The following is a 13263-nucleotide window of genomic DNA, read 5'->3' as shown; positions in this document are numbered from 1 at the left end:
AATAAAAATGTTCAATGGTTAATATGATTGATATAAATATATTATTATGGGTTTATCTATTTAGATAAACCCATTTTTTTTAATGATACTTTTTACGTTTACTCTTATTTATTAAAAATTAAGATAAATTATAAAGTTAAATGTGGATGACTTTTTCTTATTATAATATGATACTACTTTAGTAAGTTAAATGACTTTTTATTGTTTTATAAAGGAAGATGTTTTTGATAAACACGTTAATAATAAGTCGAATTGAAGTTTTTAGTTTGGGTATCCAATATTTACTCAATCAAATAAAAAAAATCAATATAAGAAAGATAATGACTGAGGAATCCGAGGCATTTCGTTATTGCCGGCAATATTCAGTTAACCTTATTATTATCTATTCAATTCCATCTATACCAATAATTGATATTATTAAGCGTATAAAGCGATTTTCTCCAACAATAAAAATAATTATTATTTCGCCTAAAATAGACGCCATATTATCAGTACCATTGCTACAATTAGGCATTGAAGGTTTTATCGTTATCGATACACCTTGTGAAAATATGTTACAAGCAGTGCGACAAGTTTGCATTGGGCAACGATATATCAGCCCAGAATTTGCGATGGAAATTGCATTGAATAAAATACAAACAGATTTAAATCCGTTACATCATCTATCAGAAAGGGAATTACAAATAATGTCGATGATTATTAGAGGGAAAAAGACTGGGCAGATAGCACTAGAGCTTAATCTCAATGCAAAAACAGTAAATAGCTATCGATATAGAATGTTTAGTAAACTAAAAATCTCAGGTGATGTAGAATTAACTCATATAGCAGTACGTTATGGGTTAATAGAGATAGAGAGTCATTTACAAAGTGGAAGACAAATTTGATGCAAAAGCATTTTTAAGTCGGGTCACCGATAAACCCGGTGTTTATCGAATGTATGATGCGACCAATACGGTAATTTATGTAGGCAAAGCGAAAGATCTGAAAAAGAGGCTTTCAAGCTATTTTCGTGCCCAAGTCAATAGTCGAAAAACAGAAGCATTAGTGAAATGTATCGCAAATATTGATGTCACTATCACTCACACAGAAACAGAAGCACTTTTGCTTGAGCATAGCTATATTCAGCGCTACCAGCCTCGTTATAATGTTTTATTACGAGATGATAAATCTTATCCTTATATTTATTTAAGTGGTGATAAACACCCTAGATTAGCGAGTTACCGAGGTGCAAAACATGCAAAAGGGGAATATTTTGGACCTTTTCCTAACTCTTTTGCAGTTAGGGAAACCTTAGCATTAATGCAAAAAATCTTTCCTATCCGTCAATGTGAAGACAGTGTATATCGAAATCGCTCTAGGCCTTGTTTACAGTACCAAATCGGCCGTTGTTTAGCGCCTTGTGTGAAAGGCTATGTTTCTGATGAGGAGTATGCTCAGCAAGTTGATTATGTAAGACTGTTTCTATCAGGGAATGATACTCAAGTTATAGATGGCTTAGTGAAAAGAATGGAAGTAGCAAGCCAAGATTTACGTTTTGAAGAAGCGGCGCGTATTCGTGATCAAATACAAGCAGTAAGACAAGTAACTGAGAAACAATTTGTTGCCAATATTGGTGATGATCTTGATGTAATTAGCGTTGCATTTAATGGTGCTATGGCCTGTGTCTATGTACTCTTTTTCCGTCAAGGCAAGGTGTTAGGAAGCCGTAGTTATTTTCCTAAAATACCTGCCAATACTTCACTTGATGAAGTGGTACAGACTTTTATCGGGCAATTTTATTTACAAGGAAGTGCGATAAGGACGTTACCAAATGAGATTTTGCTGGATTTCAATTTGGAGGATAAAGCTATCCTGTCGCAGTCTATTTCCTCAATTGCAGGGCGCAAAATTCAAATACAAACTAAACCTCGTGGTGATAGAGCTCGGTACCTTAAATTAGCAAGAACGAATGCAGCAACCGCATTAGCATCGAAACAAGTAGAACAAACCACAATTACGCAGCGTTATAGTGCGTTAATGTCCCTTTTAGAGATGAAAGAGATAAAACGCATGGAATGTTTTGATATCAGTCACACTATGGGAGAACAAACTGTGGCTTCATGTGTTGTGTTTGACATGAATGGGCCATTAAAATCGGAATATAGACGCTATAATATTAGTGGTATTACTCCTGGTGATGATTATGCCGCGATGAATCAAGTTCTCACTCGTCGATATGGTAAATCTTTAGAGGAAGACAAAGTCCCTGATATTATTTTTATTGATGGTGGTAAAGGGCAATTAGCACAAGCAATTGATGTTTTTAATTCCCTTGATGTTGATTGGGATAAGTTGCATCCTAAATTAATAGGTGTTGCAAAAGGGAGTGATCGTAAAGCGGGACTAGAAACACTCTTTTTCGTGCCTGAAGGTGAGGGAGTGGCTCTACCTTCAGATTCTCCTGCTCTACATTTAATTCAACATATTCGAGATGAGTCACATCGTCATGCAATTACTGGACACCGTCAGCGTAGGGCAAAAGTAAAAAATACAAGTTCGTTAGAGTCGATAGAAGGTGTAGGCCCAAAACGTCGTCAAATGTTGTTGAAGTATATGGGGGGCTTACAAGCTTTGCGAGCTGCAAGTGTTGAAGAAATTGCGAAAGTTCCCACAATTTCGACTGCATTAGCAGAAAAAATTTATAATGCGTTGAAACACTAAGTGTATTGATGCACCATATTAATAACTCTCACTTTTCTAGGTCGTGCAGAACGCTATGCAACTAAATATACCAACTTGGCTAACTTTATTTCGTGTCGCTTTAATTCCATTCTTTGTTTTGGTGTTTTATTTGCCATTTAAGGATGCACCTTTGGTTTGTACCATTATTTTTATGGTGGCAGCTGCAACTGATTGGTTTGATGGGTTTTTGGCCCGTAGGTTGAAACAAACAACGCGTTTTGGTGCTTTTCTTGATCCTGTTGCAGATAAAGTTATGGTTGCAACTGCATTAGTATTAATATCTGAACACTATCATGCTTGGTGGATTACACTTCCTGCTGCTACAATGATTGCGCGTGAAATTATTATATCTTCGTTAAGAGAGTGGATGGCTGAGTTAGGAAAACGTAATAGTGTTGCTGTATCTTGGATAGGAAAAGTGAAAACAACAGCTCAAATGGGTTCGCTTGTTTTATTATTATGGCGTCCAACAGTAGAAGTTGAGTGGTGTGGTATCGCTTTATTGTACATTGCGACTGTGTTAACTTTTTGGTCGATGTTCCAATATTTGAATGCAGCGTGGTCAGATTTGCGCGAAGGTTGATCGAAATGACTGAAAATTCACCGAACAGTCAAAAAGATGCAAATATAGTGTTGACTAGATTCAGGAAATCAGTAGAATGCAACGCATCGAAAGGCACAATGGTTTACAGAAATAAATAAGTAAATCAGCAAGTTCGGTAATGCGGGAATAGCTCAGTTGGTAGAGCACAACCTTGCCAAGGTTGGGGTCGCGAGTTCGAGTCTCGTTTCCCGCTCCAATCTCTTAGAGATTGAGTAGTTGAGGCGCGTTGGCAGAGTGGTCATGCAGCGGATTGCAAATCCGTGTACCTCGGTTCGATTCCGGGACGCGCCTCCATAGATGCCCAGGTGGTGAAATCGGTAGACACAAGGGATTTAAAATCCCTCGGCTGTAAGGCTGTGCGGGTTCAAGTCCCGCCCTGGGCACCACTTTTAATAGAGAATAAATATTCTTTAATAAAGTGTGGTGCAAAATAAAGTCCATAATAATGGCATTAAGAAGTCATCAAGTCGTCCTTACCAGTATGTTATTGTAATAATAATTTACGGGCGCACCACAGAATTTAGCCCAGGTGGTGAAATCGGTAGACACAAGGGATTTAAAATCCCTCGGCTGTAAGGCTGTGCGGGTTCAAGTCCCGCCCTGGGCACCAAAACAAAGAACGGACCTAATTAGGTCCGTTTTTTCTTACGAAGTTGTGTTATATTATATGCACAAATAGTAAGAAAGAATAAAAGTACAAAAAGCAGTAACTTTGATGTAGGTAAAAAATTTATCATTGCTTTCATGTAAAATGATAAAGAGTAAAATTTAGCCCAGGTGGTGAAATCGGTAGACACAAGGGATTTAAAATCCCTCGGCTGTAAGGCTGTGCGGGTTCAAGTCCCGCCCTGGGCACCATCTAATTATTCATGTTATTAGCTAATAAATTTAGTTAGAAAAAAACCTCCAACTAGGAGGTTTTTTTGTTTTTGTAAAACTAAACTATATCACTATTACTATAAGGGAAGTGAAAACGAGTTATTAATTTACATAAATAATGAGTTATCTATTAGTGAACGGGAAATAGATATACTCAATATCATTCAATAAAAGATACAAATATTATGAAGAATAAATCTCGAACTGAAATGGTTTATCAATACAATTAACCATTAACGTACAGTATATAATCACATTGTCTTTAGTTGCCTCATGTTTTTTTAAAATGGGTTTGAATTCTTTTCTTATATTTGTAATTGCAGACTTTTGTTTTTCCTCATCTGTATTACCTTGTATACACATCAATCCTGTAAAGGTTGTTTCATTAGTATGTGATTTCATCCAGCCCCATACCTTTGCTATATCATGTCTTACTTTATCTGCTTTATCGCCATCAAGTGGATTGCCATAGGTTGAGATAACAGAGTAGGTAAGTAAAAAACTATTCGCCATCTATTTTCCTTAATTTATGTTGAATTAGTCTTAATAAAAACATGGAAAAAGTATAGATAATACTTTGAATAAAATAAACAGTTATAAAAAAAAATCAGATTTACTTTAGTGTTTAAGGGGAGATAAAAATGAGTATAAGAGAAATACAATGAGATATAATAAATTTGAATAGCTATATATAATGTAATTGCTAAATAGGAAGTTAATAATTAATTATATTAACTATTATTAAATATAAAAATTAGAAATGCGTAATCAATAGCAATGAGCTGTACGATATACAGCTCAAAGAATCAGTAAAGTTAAAATTTTTATTTCTTAGTATTGTTTTTCTCTAACCATTTTTGCATTTGATCAATCTCAGGACCTTGAGCATCAATAATTTCTTGCGCTAATTTACGCATTTCAGGATCTTTACCGTATTTAAGTTCGATTTTAGACATATCAATAGCGCCGTAGTGGTGTGCTATCATTCCCTGAGCAAAAGCGACATCTGCATTCTGGCTATTCATTCCTTTTTCCATGTTAGCGTGCATTTTACTCATCGACTCATTTAACTCTTTCTGCATAGGTGAGTTCATTGAGCTGCTATTGTTTGACATATGTCCATGCATGTCATTTGCCATAGCACCAAAAGAGAGCATTCCCATTAAAATAGCGGTTAAAGGTAAAATCTTTTTCATCATAATTTCCTTAAATGTTCCATGAAGTTGTTATAACATTAAAGATTCCCCTTAGGGGAAGGTCAATATCGTTTATTATTGTTTAACTTTCTTTACTCTTTATGACGCTATACTAGACTACTTATTCTTATCGCTTAGTGAATTTTATTCTCAGTTTTTTGATAAAAAATAGATAAAATAATGATAACTATTCCCATTAAATACTTTTTATATTAAAGTTGCATTTATTATGTATCTTTATGGGGGTGGTATGAATAATCACACTATGGCAAAAGCAGGGCATACCTTTCTTGCAAGTCTGGGTAAAACAAGATTAAGACCAGGAGGGATAGAAGCGTCAGATTGGTTGATTAGCCAAGCTTATTTTAACTCTTCAACATCTATGCTAGAAATTGCCTGTAATATGGCAACCACATCAATAGAAATCGCGAGTAAATATGGTTGTAAGATAATTGCAGTTGATATGGATGATCAAGCGTTAGCTAATGCAAAAAATAACGTTGAAAAAGCACAGTTAGCTCAACTAATTCAAATAACTAAAGCAAATGCATTGTCATTACCTTTTCCTGATAATACATTTGATGTGGTATTAAATGAAGCAATGTTGACGATGTATGCAGATAAGGCAAAAGAAAAATTGATCAAAGAGTATTATCGGGTATTAAAACCAGGCGGTATTCTATTAACACACGATATTATGAAAATAAATAATGATGTTAATAAAGATAAATTAGTCGATGCCGTGAGATCGAACGTTTCGCCTATGTTTAAGCAAGATTGGTATAATCTGTTTATCAATATGGGATTTTCTAGTGTTATTACAAAATCAGGAAAAATGAGTTTACTTTCACCGTTAGGACTAATAAAAGATGAAGGAATTTTTAGAACAGTCAAAATTATAAAGAATGGATTAAAAAATAAAGAAAATAGGGCTCGATTTTTATCGATGTTTCGTTTTTTTAGAGAAAATAAAAATAATTTAAATTATATAGCCTGTTGTTCAAGAAAATAATAATCAGTTAATACATTACTGTTTTAATCGCTTCATTATTTAGCAATTATACAGTAATGTGATTTTTATTTGAATTGATTTATATGATTAAATTTTATCTTATTGATATAAAGATTTATATTTTAATATGTTATATGTTCGTGGCTCATCTATCAATTAGTATTAATAAGAAGTGTATATCTCAGTAATAAAATGTAAATAATAAAAAGAATCGTAATACAGATTGAATCATTGAGTGTTAATTATATAGTAATACACTAAATTAGTCAGTCGAGCGAGGTGATGATGAAACAAATCCTTATTATTGCAGGAGGTATATTATCATTAACTATTATGCTGGCTATCTTTCTTGCAATTTTGATTGTGTCTGTTTTTAGAGAAGAAGTCGCTGATATATGGGAAGATAGCAATCAAGTAATACAAATCTCATCAGTGCAGGCAAGCAATAATACTTTTGTGTTTAATGATAGGGGGGGTGCTGTGAAAGTAAGCAACCTTTCTTTATTTAGAGCTCATAGTTGCAATACATTAGCATCAAAATTAAACAAGATTGAAAATGCATTGGCAAAAGGAAGCTTATCTTTATCGAGTTCTGCATTAGAGCAAGTTTTCATGATAAAAAATGCTTTCGATGGCTCAATATTACCAACTAAAAATATCGCTTGTGAAAAGGCTAACCAAGTTATTGATGATTTTTATTAGTTAGTCAATTGAAATAGTTAGTTTATTAAGAATAACTGCACGTATTTACGTTAATGTACTTACTCTTAATTTGGTTCGTTTTTAATCCTTTCTATAAATTTATCTGCAAATTATCTGTAACTAATTTTAAATCTAGTCAAATACATCCTCATTTTTTCTAAAATTCAAGTTATTTGAATTATTAACCTTATAAAAGAAATTGTCTTAGGGATTCAAATATAGTGGATTGCTATGCTAATATTAACTGTTAACTTGCTTTGATAAAGTTATTTTGTAGAATTTTGATTTGTTATTTATATAAAAATCGTAAGTATTTCCTATTTTTACCCACCTTACGATTAAAAGTTGACCTGCTATTGATTTATTTTTATAGCGCTATGAAATCTTTATTAAAGTTCCGTATTTTTATTTCTGCCATTTAAAAAAAGCATTGAATACTATGAATATCACTACACCGAATATGAATGAGGTTAGCCGTCGAACTGCTTGGATTAGGGTTATTATTTTATCATTTGCGGCATTTGTATTTAATACAACAGAGTTCGTTCCCGTTGCTTTATTAAGTGATATTTCTGTAAGTTTTGGAATGTTGCCAGCCCAGACTGGGTTAATGATTACAATTTATGCTTGGGTTGTTGCTTTAATGTCGTTACCGTTAATGATAATGACGAGTAAAATAGAACGGCGCAAGTTATTAATTGTTTTGTTCTTGGTATTTATCTTAAGCCACATCATATCAGGAGTTGCTTGGGATTTTAATTCATTGATAGCTGGCCGTGTTGGTGTGGCTTTTTCTCATGCTGTTTTTTGGTCTATTACAGCCTCATTAGCCATTCGATTAGCGCCCCATGGAAAAAGAGCTCAAGCATTAGGTTTATTAGCAACAGGAACGGCATTAGCCACGGTTCTTGGATTGCCTATAGGTCGAGTTGTTGGACAATGGCTAGGTTGGCGTGCAACATTTATGGGAATAGGTGTATTAGCCTTTATTACCATGATTGCATTGGTTCGTTATTTGCCTTTATTACCTAGTGAACATTCGGGATCATTAAAAAGTGTTCCTATGTTATTAAAACGTTGGCCACTTGTTGGGATCTTCTGTTTAACCGTTATTGCGGTTACTGCCCATTTTACGGCATATAGCTACATTGAACCCTTTGTTGTTGAAATTGCGCACTTAGATGAGAATTTCGCAACACTTGTCTTATTGATTTTTGGCGGGGCTGGGATTATTGGTAGTGTATTATTTAGTCGTTATAGTACTAAATTACCGACATCATTCTTATTTTTTGCTTTAGTCATATTAACATTGTGCTTAAGCCTTTTAATGCTAAGTACTCAAACCTTTCATACTTTTATTACCCTTATTATTTTTTGGGGTATTGGTTTTATGTGTATTGGGTTAGGTCTACAAGTCAAAGTTATTGACTTAGCACCTGATGCTACAGATATTGCCATGTCAATATACTCTGGTATCTTTAATATAGGTATTGGCGCAGGCGCATTATTGGGAAACCAAGTAATTATACATTTAGGTATGACAAATATTGGTTATGCAGGAACAGTTTTAAGTATTGTTGCGGTGATTTTGTGTGGCGCTCTCTTTAGTTACTATCGAGTGACAATGGGCGGAAAACCTCGTAAAAAGAACCAAATTCGCACATATTAAAAGTTAAAATTTATGATATAAGGTATCTATTCATTGTGATAGATGCCTTTTTATTGGCTAATATTAAATATCGCTCAAATTACTTGTGATAGAACTTACATAATTGAATATCGTTAAGAAGAAGGTCAGTAAATGAATGGGTTAACTTACCTAATGTTGGCTATTGTATCAGAAGTGGTTGCAACGACGATGCTAAAGGCATCTGATGGTTTTAGTCGTTTATATCCATCTATCGTTGTTGTTATTGGTTATTGTTTTTCTTTTTGGGCACTTTCGCAAGTTGTTAAAGTCATGCCTCTAGGTATTGCTTATGCTATTTGGAGTGGTTTAGGTATTGTTTTAGTTTCTATCGCTGCTGTTTTTTTATATCAACAAAAACTGGATATGCCTGCAATTATTGGCCTAATATTAATTATCGCGGGTGTTTTAGTCATCAATCTACTCTCTAAAAGTGCGCCACATTAATAGGAAAGATAGAAATAAAATAAGGGATATCTAATGCAAAAGAAGTTGAAAACAATAGGTTATCTATTGATATTAGCAAATTTTATTTTTGTGGCAGGGTGTAGTAATCAGACTGATCAAAAGCAAATCTCAGTTATGCAATCAAATAAAAGTAAAAACATCCCTACAACAAATCTTAATATTCCATTGCAAGAGCCCGCAAAGGCAACCTGCGTATTTTCAGGTGGTGTACCTTCGTTAACTTATGAATTACAAGGTGGACAAACGCCAGTATGCCAATTCGCTAACGGTAAACGTTGCAATGAACAAGCATTAATTGATGGTAACTGTATTTCTGATTAGTTTCGAAATAAAATGGCGCCTAAAATAATTTATTAACGCGCCATTTTAGTATACTTATTTAATATTAGAGCAAGGCTTATTTACGTTTGCCTGATGTTACTTGGCTAATTAACACTAATAACCCAACTATAAAATAAGCTGAAAAAATAATGAGCATCCATTGTGGCATTTCTAAAGAGAGAAATTTCCATTGGCTAATAGAGCAATCACCTGTTGCTTGAAATACAGATGGGAACCATTCATGTAATGGGAACCAAGAAGGAAGTGTGACAAAGAAATCACATGTTGCAAAAGGGGACGGATTAATAATTAGCTGAGTATGCTCCCAAGATAATTCAATGCCACGGTAGGCAGAATAAAGCCATAAAAAACCACCAACTATACGCATTAGTGCCATTTTAGGCGCAGTTGCTCCAATAAGAGCTGCAACTAGTATACCTAAAACGGCAATGCGCTGATAAATGCACATAACGCAAGGCATTAATTCCATTCCATATTGAAAATACAACGCTGTTGCTTCAAGTCCTATTGCGGTTAAAGCGAGTAATATCCATGAAGAGCGGTTTTGTGACCAGTGACGAAGAGAAGTCAGCATAATAATATCCATTTAATAATTAAGATAATCGCATATTTTGCCTAAAATGCGGGTTTAAAAAAAGTCAGTGAATCTTATTTCACAAAAATTTACATTATTATTAAGCTAAATAAAAAAATAGGGCTCTTATAATATCTTAGCCCTATTTTATTCGATTTAACCTCTACCTATTTACGAGAGATTAAGGGGCTGCAATAAATCCTATTTCATAGAACCAGTGTGTAGCAGGTACAAGCCAAAACTCAACAGCAAGTAAGCCTAATATTGTCATAACAATAGTATAAGGTAGGGCCATAATCACCATTCTTCCATAAGATAATCGAATAAGCGGTGATAGTGCTGATGTGAGTAAAAATAAGAAAGCAGCTTGACCATTAGGTGTTGCAACAGAAGGTAAATTAGTCCCGGTATTAATAGCCACGCCTATGTGTTCATATTGTGCTTGGCTAATTAAACCGTTTTGTAAGGCATTTAGTGCTTCACTAATATAGACAGTACCTACAAAGACGTTATCAGAAATCGCAGAAAGTAATCCATTAAATAAATAGAATAACGATAGCTGAGATGAATCAGAAGATTGTAGTACAAATTGAATTATTGGACTAAATAATTGTTGATCAATTATTACCGCAACAACAGAGAAAAATACGGTCAGCAATGCAGTAAAAGGAAGGGCTTCTTCAAATGCTTTTCCTAATGCATGCTCATCTGTCACTCCGCAAAAGGTAGTCGCTAAAATAATTACAGATAAACCAATAATACCCACTTCTGCTAAATGTAATGCTAGTGCCACAATTAACCAAATACCGATAATGGCTTGAATGATTAATTGCGCCTTTTCTTGAGCGGTGCGGTTTTCACTATTCTTTTTATCATAATCAGTAAGCACTTTACGAACTAATTCAGGTAATTCAGCACCATAGCCAAACAGTTTAAAGCGTTCAACTAGATAACAAACGGCTAAACCTGCAAAAAGGACGGGTATAGTAACGGGTGACATTCTGATAAAGAATGTGACAAAATCCCAGTCTAAATGCTTGGCAATGATGAGGTTTTGAGGTTCGCCTACCATTGTCATAACACCACCCAATGCTGTACCAACACCTGCATGCATCATTAGGCTTCGCAAAAAAGCACGAAATTGTTCTAACGTTTGTTTTTTCTCAGTGGTATCGATGTAGCCATCATTATTCAGTGCTGCATTGGTTTGGTTTGATGCAAAATTATGATAAATAGAATAGAAACCCAAAGATACACTAATAATGACAGCAATTACTGTTAAAGCATCTAAAAAAGCGGATAAGAAAGCACTCGCAAAACAAAAAGCTATAGCTAATAATCGCTTAGAACGAATAGATAGTAATAATTTGGTAAAAGCAAAAAGTAATAATTGCTTCATAAAGTAAATGCCAGCAACCATAAAGACTAATAAAAGAATAACTTCTAGGTTGTTGGCGATTTCATGGCCAATTTGCTGTGGTGTTGTCATGCCAATAATGACAGCTTCTATAGCGAGTAACCCGCCTGGTTGAAGTGGGTAGCATTTTAATGCCATCGCTAATGTGAAGATAAATTCGACAACTAATAACCAACCTGCAACGAAAGGATCAATAAAGAAGAAAACGAGCGGGTTAATAATCAGAAAAGTGATAACAGCAAGCTTATACCAATCGGGTGAATTTCCCATAAAGTTCTTTAGTAATGCTTGTCTTATACTCATATCCATTATGTTTTTTATCCTCCAAAAAGATATTTAACTGACATCAAATAGACGTAAACTTAACGTAACCTTGTCATAATACGCGCTAAATAGACGAATATTAAGCATGTATGATCATAATAAACCTAGGCAATCAGGATATTCGCTGTAACACTTGTCATTATTTAATGATGGTTGAGCTATATCAACATTCTGCATTCTGATATTATCCATCTCATTATTAGCAGAAAAAACGCTTCGGAAGAAATAAAAATATGGTAATTAAGGCTCAAAGCCCCGCAGGTTTTGCGGAAGAATATATAGTTGAAAGCATCTGGAATAATCGTTTTCCTCCAGGCTCTATTCTCCCTGCTGAGCGTGAGCTTTCAGAATTAATTGGTGTTACAAGAACAACACTACGTGAAGTTTTACAAAGACTTGCTCGTGATGGCTGGCTGACTATTCAACATGGAAAACCGACAAAAGTGAATAACTTTTGGGAAACTTCGAGTCTTAATATTCTTGAAACGGTTGCTCGTCTTGATCATGATAGCGTACCGCAGCTGATTGATAATTTATTAGCTGTGAGAACTAATATTTCTGCAATTTTTATTCGTACAGCAATTAAAAATCATTCTGATAAATGCCTTGAAGTATTAACTCATGATCTCACAATAGAAAATAGTGCAGATGAACTGAGCGAGCTTGATTACAATATTTTCCGTGGTTTAGCTTTTGCTTCTGGTAACCCCATTTATGGTTTAATTTTAAACGGACTTAAGGGGCTTTATACTCGTGTTGGACGTTACTATTTTTCAAATATTCAAGCTAAAGAACTCGCATTGTCATTTTATAAAAAATTAGCACAATTATGTGAAGAGCAGAATGTTGAGAGTGTGATGGAATGTGTGCGTCAATACGGTAAACAAAGTGGTATTATTTGGCAAAGTTTACAGTCTCCATTACCGAGTGATTTAGCTGAAATAAAACGCTAAATCACTATCGACAAAAATATCGTTAAATATCAGCATCTGAAATTAATGGTAGGGTGCTGATTTTATTGTGCTAGATATGGCTATGGCATTTCTCCTTTTTCTTAATATCACGATTTATCCTTCTCTTCTTATTTAAGAAATCCTTTAAATTTATTATTTTCGGCAAAAAATTAGCTAAATTCTTAATGATCTAAAATAAAAAAGTAAAAATTATTTACTTACTGGTTTTTTATAAAATAAAAAAGAAGGGGGATAAATGTATTTTAGTTATCTTGACGGTTTAATTTGGTAAGCCATTTATTGTTATATATTAATTTTATTTTTGTAAATTTTTGATTTTAAATGCTTTATTTATTTCATAAGATGAAACAACACTCACTAATT

The 13263-nt window shown here is 34.1% G+C and carries 13 protein-coding genes and 5 tRNA genes; 14 read left to right on the top strand and 4 right to left on the bottom strand.

The genetic code is table 11. The annotated features are described in order from the left end of the window. The first annotated feature begins 320 nt into the window (after positions 1-320). The 8 genes from M983_RS01710 to M983_RS01675 all read left to right on the top strand — a co-directional run bounded on the left by M983_RS01710 (position 321) and on the right by M983_RS01675 (position 4183). Entirely contained in the window at positions 321-884 is a 564-nt protein-coding gene (locus tag M983_RS01710) for a LuxR C-terminal-related transcriptional regulator (protein ID WP_245683991.1), read from the top strand. Then, entirely contained in the window at positions 868-2700 is a 1833-nt protein-coding gene (gene uvrC / locus M983_RS01705) for an excinuclease ABC subunit UvrC (RefSeq protein WP_066746077.1), read from the top strand. The genes M983_RS01710 and uvrC overlap by 17 nt, the downstream gene beginning before the upstream one ends. Positions 2701-2755: 55 nt before the next feature. Then, positions 2756-3304, top strand: coding sequence for a CDP-diacylglycerol--glycerol-3-phosphate 3-phosphatidyltransferase (gene pgsA, locus M983_RS01700; protein WP_066746075.1), 549 nt, complete (start codon positions 2756-2758; stop codon positions 3302-3304). 141 nt (positions 3305-3445) lie between these two features. Further along, a tRNA-Gly gene (locus tag M983_RS01695) sits at positions 3446-3521 on the top strand. Positions 3522-3545: 24 nt separating this feature from the next. Further along, positions 3546-3619: transfer RNA gene (locus tag M983_RS01690), tRNA-Cys, on the top strand. Between the two features lie 5 nt (positions 3620-3624). Continuing rightward, positions 3625-3711, top strand: a tRNA-Leu gene (locus M983_RS01685). A gap of 137 nt (positions 3712-3848) precedes the next feature. After that, positions 3849-3935 (top strand) — tRNA-Leu (locus M983_RS01680). A 161-nt stretch (positions 3936-4096) separates the two neighbouring features. Next, positions 4097-4183: transfer RNA gene (locus tag M983_RS01675), tRNA-Leu, on the top strand. Between the two features lie 204 nt (positions 4184-4387). Here the strand turns inward: M983_RS01675 and M983_RS01670 are convergent. Beyond that, entirely contained in the window at positions 4388-4717 is a 330-nt protein-coding gene (locus M983_RS01670) for a hypothetical protein (RefSeq protein WP_066746072.1), read from the bottom strand. A 311-nt stretch (positions 4718-5028) separates the two neighbouring features. Then, complete coding sequence (copM, locus tag M983_RS01665; protein ID WP_066746070.1) at positions 5029-5400, bottom strand: CopM family metallochaperone; 372 nt, start codon at positions 5398-5400, stop codon at positions 5029-5031. 250 nt (positions 5401-5650) lie between these two features. On the opposite strand from copM, the gene M983_RS01660 reads away from it, so the two are divergent. From M983_RS01660 to M983_RS01640, 5 genes are all read left to right on the top strand, one after another. Continuing rightward, complete coding sequence (locus M983_RS01660; protein ID WP_210433221.1) at positions 5651-6412, top strand: class I SAM-dependent methyltransferase; 762 nt, start codon at positions 5651-5653, stop codon at positions 6410-6412. Between the two features lie 285 nt (positions 6413-6697). Next, positions 6698-7114: a hypothetical protein gene (locus M983_RS01655; protein WP_066746067.1), complete on the top strand. Its 417-nt coding sequence runs from the start codon at positions 6698-6700 to the stop codon at positions 7112-7114. 439 nt (positions 7115-7553) lie between these two features. Continuing rightward, complete coding sequence (locus M983_RS01650) at positions 7554-8783, top strand: sugar transporter (RefSeq protein WP_066746064.1); 1230 nt, start codon at positions 7554-7556, stop codon at positions 8781-8783. Between the two features lie 132 nt (positions 8784-8915). Further along, positions 8916-9248 (top strand): SMR family transporter, encoded by a 333-nt coding sequence (locus tag M983_RS01645; protein ID WP_066746061.1) that lies wholly within the window; start codon positions 8916-8918, stop codon positions 9246-9248. Between the two features lie 33 nt (positions 9249-9281). Beyond that, positions 9282-9590 carry a DUF333 domain-containing protein gene (locus M983_RS01640; protein WP_066746058.1) on the top strand — a complete coding sequence of 103 codons (309 nt, stop codon included), beginning with the start codon at positions 9282-9284 and terminating at the stop codon, positions 9588-9590. 76 nt (positions 9591-9666) lie between these two features. On the opposite strand, the gene dsbB is transcribed toward M983_RS01640, so the two are convergent. Then, a complete protein-coding gene (dsbB, locus tag M983_RS01635) occupies positions 9667-10185 on the bottom strand; it encodes a disulfide bond formation protein DsbB (RefSeq protein WP_066746054.1) in 519 nt (172 codons plus the stop codon). A 181-nt stretch (positions 10186-10366) separates the two neighbouring features. Next, positions 10367-11911, bottom strand: coding sequence for a sodium/proton antiporter NhaB (gene nhaB, locus M983_RS01630; protein ID WP_066746051.1), 1545 nt, complete (start codon positions 11909-11911; stop codon positions 10367-10369). Positions 11912-12159: 248 nt separating this feature from the next. Between nhaB and fadR the strand changes: the two genes are divergently transcribed. Beyond that, positions 12160-12879, top strand: a complete 720-nt coding sequence (gene fadR / locus M983_RS01625; protein WP_066746048.1) for a fatty acid metabolism transcriptional regulator FadR — start codon at positions 12160-12162, stop codon at positions 12877-12879. The last annotated feature ends 384 nt before the right edge of the window (positions 12880-13263 follow it).

The organism is Proteus myxofaciens ATCC 19692, from assembly GCF_001654855.1.
GTDB classification, from domain to species: Bacteria; Pseudomonadota; Gammaproteobacteria; order Enterobacterales; family Enterobacteriaceae; genus Proteus; species Proteus myxofaciens.
Note: the sequence above shows the minus strand (reverse complement) of the source record. Positions and strands in the feature narration are given on the sequence as shown.